At 61.4% G+C, this 14,951-nt stretch carries 15 protein-coding genes, 1 tRNA gene and 1 pseudogene; 7 read left to right on the top strand and 10 right to left on the bottom strand.

What is annotated here, in order from left to right; all coding sequences use genetic code 11:
* Positions 1 to 20: 20 nt before the first annotated feature.
* On the bottom strand, positions 21 to 1,820 hold the full coding sequence (locus ACX80A_RS05420) for a glycoside hydrolase family 15 protein (RefSeq protein WP_459258657.1): 1,800 nt from the start codon (positions 1,818 to 1,820) through the stop codon (positions 21 to 23).
* 21 nt (positions 1,821 to 1,841) lie between these two features.
* Positions 1,842 to 2,732 (bottom strand): glycerophosphodiester phosphodiesterase, encoded by an 891-nt coding sequence (locus ACX80A_RS05415; protein WP_459258656.1) that lies wholly within the window; start codon positions 2,730 to 2,732, stop codon positions 1,842 to 1,844.
* A gap of 192 nt (positions 2,733 to 2,924) precedes the next feature.
* Here ACX80A_RS05415 and ACX80A_RS05410 point away from each other — a divergent pair, with 192 nt between their 5' ends.
* Positions 2,925 to 4,130 (top strand): DUF445 domain-containing protein, encoded by a 1,206-nt coding sequence (locus ACX80A_RS05410; RefSeq protein WP_459258833.1) that lies wholly within the window; start codon positions 2,925 to 2,927, stop codon positions 4,128 to 4,130.
* Between the two features lie 89 nt (positions 4,131 to 4,219).
* Here the strand turns inward: ACX80A_RS05410 and ACX80A_RS05405 are convergent, their stop codons facing one another.
* Both ACX80A_RS05405 and ACX80A_RS05400 read right to left on the bottom strand, forming a co-directional pair.
* Positions 4,220 to 4,969, bottom strand: coding sequence for a hypothetical protein (locus ACX80A_RS05405; RefSeq protein ID WP_459258655.1), 750 nt, complete (start codon positions 4,967 to 4,969; stop codon positions 4,220 to 4,222).
* A gap of 121 nt (positions 4,970 to 5,090) precedes the next feature.
* Entirely contained in the window at positions 5,091 to 5,357 is a 267-nt protein-coding gene (locus ACX80A_RS05400) for a GlsB/YeaQ/YmgE family stress response membrane protein (protein ID WP_459258654.1), read from the bottom strand.
* A gap of 371 nt (positions 5,358 to 5,728) precedes the next feature.
* Here ACX80A_RS05400 and ACX80A_RS05395 point away from each other — a divergent pair, with 371 nt between their 5' ends.
* From ACX80A_RS05395 to ptsP, 3 genes and pseudogenes are all read left to right on the top strand, one after another.
* The gene (locus ACX80A_RS05395) at positions 5,729 to 5,983 is read left to right on the top strand and encodes a DUF6458 family protein (protein ID WP_459258653.1); all 255 of its coding nucleotides are present in this window, start codon (positions 5,729 to 5,731) and stop codon (positions 5,981 to 5,983) included.
* Positions 5,984 to 6,081: 98 nt separating this feature from the next.
* Positions 6,082 to 6,384, top strand: a pseudogene (locus ACX80A_RS05390) (PTS lactose transporter subunit IIC); the annotation flags it as partial.
* A 22-nt stretch (positions 6,385 to 6,406) separates the two neighbouring features.
* Positions 6,407 to 8,104, top strand: coding sequence for a phosphoenolpyruvate--protein phosphotransferase (ptsP, locus tag ACX80A_RS05385; RefSeq protein ID WP_459258652.1), 1,698 nt, complete (start codon positions 6,407 to 6,409; stop codon positions 8,102 to 8,104).
* A 318-nt stretch (positions 8,105 to 8,422) separates the two neighbouring features.
* Here the strand turns inward: ptsP and ACX80A_RS05380 are convergent, their stop codons facing one another.
* The 5 genes from ACX80A_RS05380 to ACX80A_RS05360 all read right to left on the bottom strand — a co-directional run bounded on the left by ACX80A_RS05380 (position 8,423) and on the right by ACX80A_RS05360 (position 11,324).
* Positions 8,423 to 9,142, bottom strand: coding sequence for a hypothetical protein (locus ACX80A_RS05380; protein ID WP_459258651.1), 720 nt, complete (start codon positions 9,140 to 9,142; stop codon positions 8,423 to 8,425).
* Positions 9,139 to 9,873, bottom strand: a complete 735-nt coding sequence (locus tag ACX80A_RS05375) for a hypothetical protein (RefSeq protein WP_459258650.1) — start codon at positions 9,871 to 9,873, stop codon at positions 9,139 to 9,141. Before ACX80A_RS05375 ends, ACX80A_RS05380 begins: the two co-directional genes overlap by 4 nt.
* Positions 9,874 to 10,002: 129 nt before the next feature.
* Positions 10,003 to 10,233 carry a hypothetical protein gene (locus ACX80A_RS05370; RefSeq protein ID WP_459258649.1) on the bottom strand — a complete coding sequence of 77 codons (231 nt, stop codon included), beginning with the start codon at positions 10,231 to 10,233 and terminating at the stop codon, positions 10,003 to 10,005.
* Between the two features lie 203 nt (positions 10,234 to 10,436).
* Positions 10,437 to 11,057, bottom strand: a complete 621-nt coding sequence (locus ACX80A_RS05365; protein WP_459258648.1) for a hypothetical protein — start codon at positions 11,055 to 11,057, stop codon at positions 10,437 to 10,439.
* 194 nt (positions 11,058 to 11,251) lie between these two features.
* A tRNA-Lys gene (locus ACX80A_RS05360) sits at positions 11,252 to 11,324 on the bottom strand.
* A gap of 178 nt (positions 11,325 to 11,502) precedes the next feature.
* Between ACX80A_RS05360 and ACX80A_RS05355 the strand changes: the two genes are divergently transcribed.
* From ACX80A_RS05355 to ACX80A_RS05345, 3 genes are all read left to right on the top strand, one after another.
* Complete coding sequence (locus ACX80A_RS05355) at positions 11,503 to 12,150, top strand: hypothetical protein (RefSeq protein ID WP_459258647.1); 648 nt, start codon at positions 11,503 to 11,505, stop codon at positions 12,148 to 12,150.
* Positions 12,151 to 12,464: 314 nt separating this feature from the next.
* The gene (locus ACX80A_RS05350; protein WP_459258646.1) at positions 12,465 to 13,082 is read left to right on the top strand and encodes a DUF47 domain-containing protein; all 618 of its coding nucleotides are present in this window, start codon (positions 12,465 to 12,467) and stop codon (positions 13,080 to 13,082) included.
* Positions 13,083 to 14,093: an inorganic phosphate transporter gene (locus ACX80A_RS05345; RefSeq protein ID WP_459258645.1), complete on the top strand. Its 1,011-nt coding sequence runs from the start codon at positions 13,083 to 13,085 to the stop codon at positions 14,091 to 14,093.
* A 57-nt stretch (positions 14,094 to 14,150) separates the two neighbouring features.
* On the opposite strand, the gene pstB is transcribed toward ACX80A_RS05345, so the two are convergent.
* Positions 14,151 to 14,930, bottom strand: a complete 780-nt coding sequence (gene pstB / locus ACX80A_RS05340; protein ID WP_459258644.1) for a phosphate ABC transporter ATP-binding protein PstB — start codon at positions 14,928 to 14,930, stop codon at positions 14,151 to 14,153.
* Between the last annotated feature and the right edge of the window lie 21 nt (positions 14,931 to 14,951).

Genomic DNA, 14,951 nt, shown 5'->3' with positions numbered 1-14,951 from the left:
CGTGAGAGTGCTGGCGAGCGCTACAGGGAGCCGCTATTCACGCCGTGGATCGCGTCCGCGGCACGAACCAGTCCCAGATGCGAGAACGCCTGGGGGTAGTTGCCAGCCATTCGGCCGCCGTCGCTGTCATATTCCTCAGCCAGCAAGCCAAGCCCGTTGGCGTATCCAACCAACTGGTCCATCAACCGCTTCGCATCCCCGATCCTGCCGGACCGGGCGTACTGTTCAACCAGCCAGAAGGAGCAGGCAAGGAAGGGGTGCTCGCCCGGCTCCAGCCCGTCCATCCCCGCATCGGTCCGGTAACGCAGCAGCAGACCATGCTCGTTGGCCAGCTCTTTTTCCAGCCGTGCCACGGTGCCGAGCATCCGGGGGTCGTCGTAATCGAGAAACCCGACCTGCGGCAGTTGCAGCAAGGAGGCGTCTACCTCGGGGCTGCCATACGTCTGGGTGAAGGAGTTGATGCTGGGGTCGAAACCTTTGTCCAAAATGTTCTCGCGTAGTCGGTCCCTGAGCTCGGCCCATCGTTCGGCGTGGCCCTCCAGCCCGTGTTCCCGGACTGCGCGCACACCGCGGTCAAAGGCCGCCCACATCATCACCCTTGAGTGGGTGAAATACTTCAGATCGCCGCGCATCTCCCAGATGCCGTGATCGGGGTCGTCAAAGTGATTCTCGGCGAAACTTAGCAGAGCGCGCTGCAGCGGCCAGGAGAAACTGTCCTCGAGCACTCCCCTGTTACGGAGCTTCTCCAAGGCCACCATCACTTCCCCGACCACGTCCGCCTGATACTGGTCCACTGCCCCGTTGCCGACCCGCACCGGCGTGGATGCCTCGTACCCGGGAAGGTGTTCGAGAATCCTTTCTGTCAGCTCCCTCTCCCCGCCGACCCCATACATAATCTGCAGGTCTTCAGGGTCACCCGCCACTGCCCGGAGCAGCCAGTTGCGCCATTCCAACGCCTCCTCCTGATAGCCGTGGGTCATCATAGCTTCGAGGGTCAGTGCAGCGTCACGGAGCCAGCAGAACCGGTAGTCCCAGTTGCGGGCACCGCCAAAGTGCTCAGGGAGTGACGTTGTGGGCGCCGCGACGATCCCACCGGTGTCCTCATGGGTGAGCGCGCGAAGCACCAGCAGCGAGCGCTTCACGATCGGGTCGTACTCCCCCTGTCGTTCGAAGCTCGCCGCCCAACCAGACCAGTAGTCAATGGTTTCCTGCAACTCAGTATCGACATTCGCCGGCCGGGGCATCGGACGGTACGAGGGATACCACATGAGTTCGAGGTCCACGGTTTCACCCGCAGCAACAGTGAACTCCCCCTCATGTCGCCGATGGGATGCGCGCGGCAGGTGATCGCCGCGCAACGCGAGTGCGTCGGGTCCCGCAATCGCTGAGATCGCCTGGCCGCTCTCGTCGCTCTGCCGGCTGACCCATGGGACAATCTTGCCGTAGCCGAACCGCACCACGAGTTCCTGACGCATCGGCACATCGCCGCTCAGCCCTTCAATCCGTCGCACCAATGAGGCCCTGCGGTCGCCGATCGGCATGAAATCGGTCACTCGGACATCGCCGGCGTCAGTGTGCCAGCGGGTAACCAAGACGAACGTCGAGTCGATGTAGTGCCACTCCACCACCTCGGCCGAGCCCGCGCCGGGGGCAGGTGCGACCAGCCATCGCCCGTGATCCTTTTCGCCCAACAGGGCGCTGAAAAAGGATTCGGAATCAAACCGGGGGAAGCACAGCCAGTCAACGCTTCCGGTTTTGGAGATCAGAGCACCCGTGTGCATATCGGAAACGAGTGCGTAGTCTTCGATCGGGGAATGCATTCTTCAACTCAATCACAATCGCTACCGGCCGGCTGTATCCTCGCCGTGGGCAGCGGAGCTTGCCAGCTGGGCGCGAACAGCTGCCGGACGGTTCGTGGTGATTTCCTGGACCCCCAACTCGCGCATGAGCTCGACGACGTCGGGTTCATCTACGGTCCACACGCGGATACGGATCCCTTCGGCAATCCACCGGCGCACCCGGGCCGGATGAGCCAGTACGTAGTCGACGCCCGGACCAGCCATTCCCGCTGAATGGGAATCGATGTTCTCCTCCCCGTCATTCAGTGCCCGCCGGAGTAGACCGATCACCGCTGCTGCTGTCAACGCTCCAAGATGCAGTTCGGCACGCAACTCCTGCGGTCTGACATCAGAAATCAGCTGGCAGACGGTGTGGGAGGGTACCTTCTCCAACAAATGTTTCACCGAGTCGGGATTAAAGCTCATAAAGCTGATATTCACGTTGGCGAGGGTAGAGCTTTCAGGGTCCCACCCCCGCTGCATCAGAAAGGAAATCAGCTTTTCCTCAAGTTTCAGTCCAAAGGGGCTGGGATGCTTGAGCTCGATGGCAAGCGAAACCTCCCGTCCCGCCGCCAGCAGCAGTTCCAGCAGGTCACCGAGCGAGAGAAACTGGTCGGCGATTCCGCCGAACTCCGGAGGGATATTCGCCCCCTTCCAGGACGCGAAGTCGAGCGCCCGCAACTCCCTCAGAGTATGGTCGGCGACGTCGCCGGTGCCGCTGGATGTCCTGTCCAAGGTTGAGTCGTGGATACAGACCAGTTGCCCATCGCGCGTCAGGTGCACATCGCATTCGACGCCGTCGGTTTTCTCCGCGAGCGCCTGGAGGTAGGCGGCCCGAGTGTGTTCTGCGAACTGGTGGCTGGCACCGCGGTGGGCGAAAATCGTGTGCAACATACCCCATCCTGTCAGCAACCGGCATCTCCCCGATACGCTACGCGAAATCGGTAGGCCTGGCGTGACTTACCCGGCCATTCGCTGCTTTACTGACACAGACGGTTGCACATCTAGTGCGCCGCAACTCGCGGAGGATCCTTGAGCTCTCACTTAGCCGGTACTGATGCAGAACGGGCCGCAGGACTGCGCCGCATGAAAGCGGTGGCCACCGGGCTGCTCGGGGCAATGGCGGTGATTTTCGTCGTCGCATTCGCTATGCAGGACCAATACCCGTGGCTCCAGTATGTGAGGGCGGCGGCTGAGGGCGGTATGGTCGGTGCGTTGGCTGACTGGTTTGCTGTCACCGCCCTGTTTAAGCACCCGATGGGTGTCAAAATTCCTCACACCGCAATCATTCCCCGGAAAAAGGACCAGATCGGGGCGTCCCTCGGGCAGTTCGTTGAGGAGAACTTCCTGTCGGAAGCTGTGGTGCAGCAGAAGCTTTCCGCGGTCGGTATCGCGCAGAAAGCTGGAGCATGGCTTGCCACTACCGAAGGATCAGACCGGGTAGCCGTTGAGGGCGCTGCCCTGATCCGGGGTGCGTTCACCGTCCTCGACGATGACGCCGTCCAATCCGTCATCGAGTCAATGGTGCGTAAACACCTGCTCACCCCGGCCTGGGGGCCACCCGCGGGAAAGATTGCCGAGCGGATCTTCGACAACGGCCATCACCATCAACTGGTGGATCTGCTGGTGGACCGCGCGGCCGAATGGGTGGACAGCAACTACAACCTCGTCTCGGGACTGGTGTCCCAGCGCTCCCCCACCTGGGTCCCCCAGTTTGTGGACGGCCTGGTGGGGGACAAGGTGTATGTGGAATTGTCCAAATTCGTGCGCGCTGTGCAGACCAAGCCAGACCACGACGTGCGTTTGGCCCTGGATAAGTACCTGAAGGATCTGGCCCAGGACCTACAACATGACCCGGCGGTCATTGCCAAAGCCGAAGACATTAAGGCTCAGGTACTGGGTGACCCCCAGGTGCGCGATCTGGCCGCCCGGACCTGGACCACCATCAAGAAGGCACTTCTTGAGGCTGTCGACGACCCAGAGGGCGAACTGACCCGTAACTTCAAGTCAGCGGTCCGGGACTTCGGTCGCCGGTTGTCCAGCGACGAAGAGCTGGCCCAAAAGGTGAACCGGTGGATCGCCGACGCGGCCGGGTACCTGGTGCGCACCTACCGCAGCGACATCGCTGCCATTATTACTGAGACCGTCGGCCGCTGGGACGCCGACGAAACCTCACACAAGATCGAACTGCAGATCGGCAAGGACCTGCAATTCATCAGGATTAACGGCACGGTGGTCGGCTCCCTGGCCGGCCTGGTGATCTTTGCCGTTGCTCACGCCGTCTTAGGCTAGCCCTCCCGCTGCTCTACCGCGGGCCTTGGCGGACTATTTCGACGGGTTCACTTGCTTCCGCGCGGTGACGGGCTGCTATTGGGGCTAGCTCACTTATCGAGGTCCTGGACCAGCTCGCCGGGCAGGACGCTAGGGGCCGGACCGAAAGCCTGAGCCGTCGCAGCGACTACTGCACGCCCCATCATGTGGTTGCCGGCACCGCCGACGACGGCGCCGATACCAAAGGGAAGAGCCCTCCCCAACAGAGCGCTGCCCTGCTTGGCCAGCATCTTGCGCACGAAGCGCCTTCTGATGCTGTGCCCGATGGTGCGCGCAATCGGCGATGACGCGCTTCCGCCGAGCATCGTGCCCCAATGCTCGGTCGCTCCGCCTCCTGAGCCGCGAAGGACCGACTGGATGAGTGCGAGGCCCTCGTCGCCCATGAGGATGGCCATCACCAGAGTTCGCGCGCGTTCCGGATCTCCGGTCTGCACGCCGTGAAGTTCGGCGATGGACTGGGCGTAGAGCGCAGTGGCTTCAAGGAAGCCGATGGTAGCTGCGGCCGAGAGCCCCAACGACGCGATGGTCCCGATGGCGGGTACGACGGCGGTCGCGCCCACCCCGGCGCCCGTTACGGTGATCACTGCAAGATAATGGCGCTCAAGGTCCGAGCTGATTTCGGCGACGGTCGCCTGCGGATTCTTCGCGTACATCCGCCGCAGGTTAGCCAGGACAAGCGGGCGCTGCACCTCGATTGCCCGTTCGATGGTCCGCTGGATGCCCGGTTTGGGTTTTCCCTCCTTATCGAAGAGAGCTCCGTTAGCCAACCGCGACGCCGGATTGAGGTTAGGCAGTTTCATTGCTGGTTTCCTTCAGTTGGGCACGGCACGGAACCGCGCAGCGCACACAAGTGGGACCGATAAATACACAAAAAACGCCGCCGGGTTGCCCCGGCGACGTTTGCAAAGTGCAGCGTCTGAATTAGGCGCGTGACTTGCGACCGGTGATGGCGCCGTATACAACGAGCACGATCAGCGCACCGCCGATTGCCAGCAGCCATGACTCGAGTGAGAAGAATTCGTTCATGTCGGCGCCGAAGAGTGCCTGGCCGATGAAGCCGCCGAGCAGTGCGCCGACAACGCCAAGGATGAGGGTGATTACCCATCCACCGGCCTGCTTGCCGGGAAGGATGAGCTTGGCGATTGCGCCAGCGATGAGGCCTAGAAGAAGAAATGCGAAGAAACCCATGGAGTACTCCTTGTAATCGGGTCTTGTCTACGAGTGATACGTATAACAAAAGTGCTGTAATGCAGGATGTCCCTACACAAGCTTCCAACCATCCTACTTCATCAGCGTGCTTAGTTTAAAGTGAAGGCGGTGCCGACTTCATTAAACCTCTTGCACATGCTTTTTCAATAGACCACGCCGGTGTTGATTTGATAACGCTTGACCTCCGCCCGCCACGGCACGATTTCTGCAAATAGTCTGGTTGACGTGCATAAATCGGAACAACAGTATGCTGATCTCGACGATAGGGCCGAAATCTGACTGTTCATCTGTTTCACCCCTGTCGGCCAATTTGCCACGGTCCGCCGGATATCAAAGGAGTAGTAAACAAAATGAGAATCGGTTCTTCAATCGTACTTATTGCACTGGGTGCAATTCTTGCTTTCGCAGTTGCTGACGTCGTTGACTTCATCGACCTCACCCTTGTGGGCTACATCCTCATGGGGGTAGGAGTACTCGGCCTAATCATTTCACTGGTGATGAATGCCCCGCGCAGCCAGCGTCGGGTGACGGAGTCACGAACGCTCCAGGATCCAAACACAGGCGAGACAGTCACCCGCAATGAAACCCGGGACGGCGGCATCTAACTCCCGCAAGCACTCCCAAGCGCCACCTGCCCACTGCCGGGCTGGTGGCGCTTTCTGCTTGCCACAAAATGATTGACAAACAAAAATGAACACAGACTTTGCCGGGTGCCGCGTTCATCTCCGAAGGCGCGATTCCTTTCGCAGCAGTCAGCCCATGCCGTGTCACCCCCGCGAGTATGTTCGGCGCAGCGGTGACAGGAGCCATCGTGATGGGCACCGGCGTCAGATCCCAGGCACCCCACGGCGGCATCTTCGTCTTCTTTGCCATCGGGAATGTCGCTATGTTTGTGGTGGCGATCATCGCGGGAACCATCATTTCGGCAATCGCAGTGGTGGGACTGAAGCGCTTCGCCACGCGGAAGACCGAGGACACCCCCGTCGCCGAGACGGTCGCCGCCTAACCGAACCCCGGAGGGTAGTTCAATGATGAAACTTACCGGAGTCGGGGTTAGCCCCGGCCGTGTCATCGGTCCTGTGCTGCAGATGCCGAGCAGCGTGACCGAACCTCCCTCGGATGAGCGGTGGGGCAAGGACACCAACGCCGGCGCCGAAACGGCCCGGCTGAAGACCGCATCAACGGCAGTGCAGGCCGAGCTGAAACGCCGCGCCGAAGCCGCGCCGAAGGATGCGAGCGCCGTGTTAGAGGCCACAGCAATGATGGCCGCCGACCCAATGTTGCTGAAGTCGGCGACCAAGCTCATCATGGCCGGAACCTCGGCTGAACGTTCGGTGTGGGAGGCCGGATCCGCCGTCGCCGACATGTTGCGGGGCCTCGGCGGGTACATGGCCGAACGCACCCAGGACGTCCACGATGTGCGGGCACGGCTGGTCGCTGAACTGCGCGGGCTCCCCGCACCGGGGGTTCCGACGTCAGAAAATCCCTTTATCCTGGCCGCCGAGGACCTTGCCCCGGCGGACACCGCGACCCTTGACTCCACCAAAGTACTGGCGCTGATCACGAGCAGCGGTGGACCTCAGTCGCACACAGCCATCCTGGCCCGGGCGCTGGGGTTGCCAGCTGTGGTGGCGGCACCTGGTGCCGAAGCCATTGAAGCCGGAACCAAGGTGTATGTCGACGGTGCCGCTGGCAGTATCATCACCGATCCCGGCGATGAGGAGCAAGCGGCAGCTGAGCAGTGGATCGAACAGTCGGCAGCGCTCGGCGCCTTCAACGGCGCCGGTGCCACAGCTGACGGGCATTCGGTGCCGTTACTGGCAAACGTGGGGTCCGGTAAGGACGCGCGCGCCGCGGCTGCAGCCGGGGCCGAGGGCGTTGGCCTGTTTCGCACCGAGTTCTGTTTCCTCGATCGTGAAACCGAACCCAGCCGAGAAGAGCAGGCAGCCGCGTATCGGGAGGTCTTCGACGCATTCCCGGGCCGTAAGGTGGTGGTGAGGACGCTCGACGCTGGCGCCGACAAGCCGCTTCCCTTCCTCACCGATACCTCCGAACCTAACCCGGCGTTAGGTGTTAGAGGGTACCGGACCGGCTCTATCAGCCCCGACGTCCTGACCCGTCAGCTGCAGGCAATCGCCCGGGCCGCAACTGACGCAGAGGCCGAGGTATGGGTGATGGCGCCGATGATCTCCACGGCGGCGGAGGCCGAAGCCTTCGGTGAACTGTGCCTGGCCGAAGGCCTGAACCATCCCGGGGTGATGGTTGAAGTTCCGTCAGCCGCGCTGACTGCCGAAGCCATCCTGCACCATGTCGGGTTCGCATCGCTGGGCACCAATGACCTCACCCAGTACACGATGGCCGCTGATCGGCAGTTGGGGCATCTGGCCGCACTCAACGACTCCTGGCAACCGGCGGTCCTGCAGCTGATAAAGCTCACCGTCGCCGGCGCGGAGTCGGCGTCCGCAGACACTGCGGTGCAGAAGCCGGTCGGGGTGTGCGGTGAGGCTGCGGCGGATCCTGCCCTCGCTGTCGTACTGGTAGGTCTGGGAGTTCAGACCCTCTCCATGTCGGCCAGGTCGCTCCCCATCGTCGCGGCTGTGCTCGCCTCGGTGACCCGCCACGAAGCCCAGGAACTCGCGGCGCTGGCTCTTGCCGCTCGCACTGCCGATTCGGGTCGCGCCGCCGTGCGTGAACGGCTCCCCATTCTGAAAACCCTGGGCCAGTAAGCGCCTAACCAAGGAGGAAACCCTATGTCAGAACGCAGAGCCACAGTCGCGAGCTGGCCGAAGATGCAACGGATGCGTCGAGTGACACTAGGGGCTGCGACTGGGCGGCTGTTCGGCCGGAGAGGCGCAACGGCTGGATCGGGTACAACGATCGAGAACGGGTAGGTGCGTCCACCCGTTCTAATGGACGCCCCACCCCGCACTATAGCTCCGCTGTCCCCCATGGCTAAGCGGAGTTACACAATCATTATTTTGGCACATGATGATGAAAGTGTGAATACCCCCCCCCGGTCTGATCAATCACCAAAACGTCAGATATCAAGCAAGTGGGTTCCCTTGCGGTGAACGCTCGGTCCGACGTCTCGTGGCCCAGATGATCGTGAGACCGGTAGTGACCAGCAGGATTGCGCCGAAAGGGAGGATCACTTCCCAGATGCCGAGATCACCCACTGCAAGCCGAGCAACTGCAAAATAGGTGACGGCGAGGAAACCGATAGCCAACAAGGCGGAAGCACCTCGATGCGCCAACCGTCCGGTTGGGTCTGCAACCCCTTTCACGGCCGGAAGTATCAGGCACGCCGCAACGTATCCCGGATAGAGCCGACCGGCTTCGGCGTAATACTGGACCGTACCCTGGCCATAATAGGCCTGCAGACCGGTCGAACTTTCGGGGAGGTCGCTGACCACAAACAACGCTACGGTCCCCAACACGAACAAACCCAACACCGCCACCCCGACCGGCCCGACAATCAACGAGCGTGTTCGGCGAGACCTGAAGGCCGCAGCGATTCTAATACCTAAAAGCACCACAATCGCGAAGAGTGAGAGTCTGATGATCAGGTTGGCGATGTTGATCCCGCCCAGGAATCCGTCGACCGGCAGGTAGATCTGCGGCAGGCTCAGTCCCACAGCAACAACCAGCAGCACCAGGGCAACGAACACGCCGCGCCCCCGGCCGCGGACGGCGTCCGGTAGCCGCAACAAAGCAAACCCGATACATGATGCCAGCACCGTCCACTGGATTACCTGCTCGCTCATCCGAGGTTCTCCCATAGGTCGCGGTCCCGGCTAGCTGCCAGCTCAAGTTTTTTTAGTGACTTGCCCAGCACGTCGAGGCGGTCCCTCGCGAGGAGCACCAGGTCGGCGTCCTGCATGACGCTTAATGCCCGATGTCTACCGTTTGCTGGCCAGTTACCCTCGCCGGGGGTGATCAGACCGGTAACAACCAGCCCACTGGCGAGTGAGACCCCTGCAAACCGTGCTGCTTCTACAGCCAGTGCGGGGGTCAGGCGTCCGGCAGTTAGTTGCGCCGAAAGATTTTGGGGGGCAATCCCGGTTTTCGCCGCCAGTCCCTGCCGGAGGTCGCCACGATCTATAGCATCGATCCACGCCCGTACCGAGTTGCGGTGCGGGAAGGAGGCCAGGTCCAGCTGGACTTCCCGGTCCACCGCCTCACTGTCCCGGCTGCGGGCCACGACGAGCCGGAGGATGTCGATGTGCGAGACCTGGCTGATCAGTTCGGCGTCGGTCGGTTCCCGGATCCCGGACGGAAGGTCGCGGTAGCCATCGAAACTGCCCAGCTCCTGCGCTGGGTGTAGGTGGTAGGCACGGGCGATGCTGACGATGGTGCTGGTGGCTACCTTCCCGCGGACCAGCTGCTGACCGAGAGTCGACCTTTTAATTCCTGCCTTGCGGCATACGTCCGAAACGGTGTCGTCTGGAGCAACCCGGGACCGCCACAGCTGGAAGGACTTAGCTGCGACAGTCATTACCACCCCTTAATTGGACTTCCCATGCTCGGATTGAAGTATACTGAGGTTGCTGGCTCCCCATTCTGCGATTCCCCCATACGCAGAACGCGGAGCCAGTCTCAATTTAACCGTGCGCTGCCTGGAGAGTTACCAGCGCGCTTTCTTCTCAGTTTTGCCCTGCTTCCCGCTGCGGTGGACCGGCTGATGGTTGGGTCCGGTGCTTCGCGACCCGGCGAGCTTCCCAAAGTCAGGGTTCTTCTTTTCGAGGGCGAGCTTGGCTCGGGGATCGTCCTGCAGTTTTTTGGCTGCCGATTCCGTCAGGTGTACTGCGAGGTCCGGATTATGGTCTTTAGCTTGGTTTTTCGGTGTCTCGGTCATGATGATCCTTAAATTTTCGGCTGTTGAAGGATGCTCAACTGCCGCTGTGATGGGAAAGAAACGTCACTCGGAGGCATAGCCTCAACAAGTGTGGTCTTCGACAAGGAGAGAATCCCTTTGATGAACTACTCGAAAATCATTGTTCTCATGCGGTTAAACCTACACGACACCCCCAGCGTCGGACAGCACCCTCAACCCACCGGCTAAGTGAACGTGCGGCCAGGGGCATTGCCTCCCACGACATCACCTCGCACCACTCCGGCGGCCGTTTCGGCGGCCGCCAGGGCCGCTTCGAGCCGTGCCACAGCCGACTCGTACTCGGGCGCTCCGACGTCGCCGTCGTCAAACCTCACCCGCAACAGCGCTGCTGCCCGCATCGACTGGATCAGCTGGGACGTATCGCTGCGTGAGAGATCGGTCATTGCCGGGAAATCGATAGCTGCTGCCGGATCGAGTTCGTAGCTGACCCATTGCTGGAGGACACGGTCGTGGCGTGTGCGAAGATTCTCACTCTGCTGGCGGGCTGCCTCATCGTCAAGTCTCACCCTGCGTTCCCGCTCGCCTCGCCACAGCCAGCCGGCCGCCAGACCCGTGCTTACCAGCGCCCCGGCGGTGACCGTTCCTCCGCTACCGGGGATGGTTGCTGCGGCCCCAATAACCGCTAGGACGACTGCTACAAATCCGGAAAACCCGTACCAAAAGAGGGAGTCGATGTCGTCGTGGCGCTTGAGGCTGCTGGCCAAGGCCACAGCCGTGATCGCGGTGAGTATACCTACTACCGCGACGGCAATTGTTGCCTGGATCACGAAACTGGCAAGGTCCATCGGTCTTCCTCCCGGCGGAGCCGAGGTTCACGGACCGAGTGAGTCCGAAAACGTAGCATCCTTGTGGAATTACCTACTATCCATTGCAAACGCTTAAGCGGTCAGAGTCAATCCCCAGTTTCGACCGGCAATGCACAGAATCCCCACCGTTGCGCTGAACGGCGGGGATTCTGTGGTTGGGTTTCCCACGATTGTGGGCCCTGAGGGGCTCGAACCCTCGACCCACGGATTAAAAGTCCGATGCTCTACCATCTGAGCTAAAGGCCCGCATCACCTCAGACCACCGAAGTAGTCGAAATGACCTGCTTACATTATCGCATTCCGCCTCGGTGTGCAGAACGCGGGCGTTCAATCGGCTTCCATGACACGGTGTTACGGTGGGGCCGAAAGCTGCCCAGTTTGACGACTCTGGCATGGAGGGAAACGGCAGGAGTATCCTCAATTCATGAGCGGTAACTACGAGAACCAGAGTCCACGGCACCACAAGCCCAAGCCATTCGCGCCGCTGGACTTTGAAGTTTTCGCTGGTGGTGCAGATCCGTCGCGGGTGTCGGAGGCCGCCCACCTATCGGCGCGCGCGTTGGTCCACCATGGTCGCCTCGCTGACGATCCTGGGACCACCCAGCGGTTGGTCGAACTGGCCGATCAGCAGGGTCTTGAGGCGATTGCCGAGATGTGGGCGGAAAGCCCGGCACGTTCCCTCCCGGGTGCCCTCTGGCGGCTCTACGCTCTCCGTGCAGCCACCCAACAGAACCCAGAACGCATTGCTTCCTACTTCGAATCCGGCAAGGACGTTGCGCAGGTCTCCAAAGTGATTGCGGGTGTTGCAGAGCCCCCCGGAGCCGAGGAGGTCAGGTCCATGGCAGACACCATTTTGTCTGGTGCCTTCGAGGGCGATTTCGATGTCGCCTTGGAGCGCTTCGCCGCTTTCTGCCGGGTCATCGCCCTGGGCCAGACCCACCACGCGGACGACGCCGAACCGGTCAATGGCGCGCATGCCGCCAAATTGACGCGCAATTCACATCAGCTAATCAAGACCGCTGAAGATCTGGAACATGCTGCTGCGTCGTGGCGTCGTGGCGAACTCGACTAACTTGCATTGTCTGGACCCCAATGTTGACATGAGCGCATGGGAGGAGAACACTGAAAGTGGTGTCGGACCGTGGAACCCCCGGGCTTCAACATTTAGCCGCTTCGAGCGGCCTTCCGCCGAGAGGCGCTCCCGGTTCGGCACCATTTTTGTGGCATCAGCGCCAGATTCCTGCGTCACCGGATTCCTCACTACACGCTTCGTAACCGCTCGTCCGGATGCGGATACACCGGCAAAGGTGAGCCTCCGAAGCAGTGTCAGTTATTCTTAGGCTGCAACTCATTAACCCGATGCCCCAGCAGGTTAGGTAGCCCCCCGTGAAGCTTCGCCTCTTTCCGCAGGAGGACGCTGGCCTCGTGCTGCTCTCCGACATGGCGCAGCAACTGGTGCTGGGTGTACGCACCATGTCGGGGATCCTCGGGGCCACCACCCGCGACTACGACCGCCTCGCCGAAGAACTGCACGAGCATGAGGCCAATTCGGCCGAGCTGCATTACGCATTGCTCACCTCAATGCGCAGCAGCTTCGTCAACCCGCTTCCCCGGGAAGACCTCTACGCCCTGTCCCGGCTCCTGAATGAGGCAATCGAGAAGCTCGACGGCGCCGCCGAGCTCATCTCCCTCTACCAGCTCAGCAAACTGAGCCGCCGGGCCACCGAACAGCTCGAGGTGATCACCCGCCAGTCGGAACTGACCGCAGCCGCGATGAAACGACTGAACTCGATGGATGAGCTGGAAGAGTACTGGATCGAAATCCTCCGGCTGGCCAAACGAGCCGAGCGGACCCACCGGAGCTGGTGCTCGGAACTCCTCAACGATCACAAGCCGCTTGTTTACGCGCGGCACCGCGATGTTGCCAATCAGCTTGTCGACGTCACCAAGGACATTCGCAAGGTGGCAACACACGTCGGTAGCATCCTCGTCAAGGAATCATAGGTGGAGCTGTTCCTCCTCGGCGTCGTCGTGATGCTGGCCGGAGGTTTTGCGTTACTCAACGGTTTCCACGATGTCTCCAACTCGGTTGCCACCGCAGTACGCACCCGGGCCCTCACCCCGAGTGTCGCAGTCCTCCTGGTTGCGTTCTTCAATCTGATTGGCGCCCTCCTGGGGGCCGGCGTTGCCCTGCTCTTCACCGGGAATGCGCTGAGCGTTCCGCCGGGCACGGTTGGCCTCGGGATCCTTGTTGCAGGACTCATTGCTGCGCTCAGCTGGGGTTTGCTCACCTGGTACCGGGGCAAGCCGTCGTCGTCCACCCACGCCCTCATTGGGGGGCTAATTGGCTCGGGCGGGGCATCGGCCATGATTGGGGGCAAGTCAATCGCCGATTCGGAGCAGGTGTTCCTCCTGCAGATCGCACTCCCCCTCCTTCTGTCACCACTAGTGGCGTACCTGCTGGCCTATCTATCGGTGTTTCCCGCCATCTGGCTGCTGCGGTACAGCCCGCCGCGGAAGGTGAATTACAGGAGCCGGATGGCGCAGTCGGTGCTGGCCGGAGTATTCGCGCTGGGCCATGGGCTGCAGGACGGGCAACGAACCATGGCGGTGATTATGCTCGCCCTGGTCGGCAGCGGCGTGGCAACGGGCAGCGCGATTCCGTTATGGGTACAAATCTTCGCAGCAGTCTTGCTGGCTACCGGGTCCCTCTTCGGCGGCTGGCGGATCACCCACACCCTCGCGCATCGGCTGGTGCGGGTGGATCCGTTGCGCGGGATGACCGCTCAGGGCGTTAGCGCTGCGATGCTTTTTGTCGGCTCGATCTCCCTGTCAATGCCGCTTTCAAGCACTCACACCATGACCTCCGCGATCCTCGGCGCGGGAGCCAATCAACGGTTCCCCACGGTTCGAGGCCGCGAAGTTGTGAAGGTGCTGCTCGTCTGGTTCTCTACGGCGGCGGCGACTGCACTGCTCGGCGCGATCCTTTTTCTGGCAATAAGTCCGCTCCTCTAACTGGGCTGACTCCTCACCCCAGCACAATCACCCCCCCCGTCGCCGCCCCGGAAACCGTTAGCCGAAGCGGCCGGAGACGTAATCCTCGGTAGACTTTTCCTTGGGGTTGTTGAAGATGTCGGTGGTGTTGCCGAACTCGATCATCTTCCCGGGCATACCCGTCGCAGCGATGTTGAAGAAGGCTGTCTTGTCCGAAACCCGAGCAGCCTGCTGCATGTTGTGGGTGACGATGGCCACCGTGTAGTCGGTTTTCAGCTCGTTGATGAGGTCCTCGATGGCGAGCGTGGAGATTGGATCAAGAGCCGAACAGGGCTCGTCCATGAGGATTACCTCGGGGGAGACTGCAATGGCTCGAGCAATACATAGGCGCTGCTGCTGCCCACCAGACAGCCCGGAGCCTGGTCGGTCGAGGCGATCCTTCACTTCGTTCCACAGGTTGGCTCCCCGCAGCGACTTTTCCACCAGAGCGTCTGCATCCGATTTGCTGATGCGCTTGCTGTTGAGCTTCACGCCAGCCAGCACGTTGTCGCGGATGGACATGGTCGGAAACGGGTTGGGCCGCTGGAAGACCATCCCGATCTGGCTACGCACGTGCACGGGATCAACCGCGTCGTCATAAAGGTCATCGCCGTCGAGCAGTACCTCGCCCTCAACACGGGCACCCGGGATAACCTCGTGCATCCGGTTCAGCGTTCGCAGAAAGGTCGACTTACCGCAGCCCGATGGACCGATGAAGGCGGTGACTGAGCTGGCTTCAATGGTGACGTTGACGTCCTCGACCGCGAGGAACTTGCTGTAGTAGACGTTCAAGTCCTTGACGTCGATACGCTTTGACATCTGAATCCTTAGGTTGTGCAG

Source organism: Arthrobacter sp. TMN-50, from assembly GCF_054511125.1.
The sequence above is the reverse complement of the archived record's forward strand: the minus strand, read 5'-3'. Positions and strand labels throughout refer to the sequence as shown.

What these genes read in the sequence shown, in the direction of transcription:
- ACX80A_RS05420 (WP_459258657.1), bottom strand. Translation starts at nt 1,820, where the DNA reads ATGCATTCCCCGATCGAAGACTACGCACTCGTTTCCGATATGCACACG.
- ACX80A_RS05415 (WP_459258656.1), bottom strand. Translation starts at nt 2,732, where the DNA reads ATGTTGCACACGATTTTCGCCCACCGCGGTGCCAGCCACCAGTTCGCA.
- ACX80A_RS05410 (WP_459258833.1), top strand. Translation starts at nt 2,925, where the DNA reads ATGAAAGCGGTGGCCACCGGGCTGCTCGGGGCAATGGCGGTGATTTTC.
- ACX80A_RS05405 (WP_459258655.1), bottom strand. Translation starts at nt 4,969, where the DNA reads ATGAAACTGCCTAACCTCAATCCGGCGTCGCGGTTGGCTAACGGAGCT.
- ACX80A_RS05400 (WP_459258654.1), bottom strand. Translation starts at nt 5,357, where the DNA reads ATGGGTTTCTTCGCATTTCTTCTTCTAGGCCTCATCGCTGGCGCAATC.
- ACX80A_RS05395 (WP_459258653.1), top strand. Translation starts at nt 5,729, where the DNA reads ATGAGAATCGGTTCTTCAATCGTACTTATTGCACTGGGTGCAATTCTT.
- ptsP (WP_459258652.1), top strand. Translation starts at nt 6,407, where the DNA reads ATGATGAAACTTACCGGAGTCGGGGTTAGCCCCGGCCGTGTCATCGGT.
- ACX80A_RS05380 (WP_459258651.1), bottom strand. Translation starts at nt 9,142, where the DNA reads ATGAGCGAGCAGGTAATCCAGTGGACGGTGCTGGCATCATGTATCGGG.
- ACX80A_RS05375 (WP_459258650.1), bottom strand. Translation starts at nt 9,873, where the DNA reads ATGACTGTCGCAGCTAAGTCCTTCCAGCTGTGGCGGTCCCGGGTTGCT.
- ACX80A_RS05370 (WP_459258649.1), bottom strand. Translation starts at nt 10,233, where the DNA reads ATGACCGAGACACCGAAAAACCAAGCTAAAGACCATAATCCGGACCTC.
- ACX80A_RS05365 (WP_459258648.1), bottom strand. Translation starts at nt 11,057, where the DNA reads ATGGACCTTGCCAGTTTCGTGATCCAGGCAACAATTGCCGTCGCGGTA.
- ACX80A_RS05355 (WP_459258647.1), top strand. Translation starts at nt 11,503, where the DNA reads ATGAGCGGTAACTACGAGAACCAGAGTCCACGGCACCACAAGCCCAAG.
- pstB (WP_459258644.1), bottom strand. Translation starts at nt 14,930, where the DNA reads ATGTCAAAGCGTATCGACGTCAAGGACTTGAACGTCTACTACAGCAAG.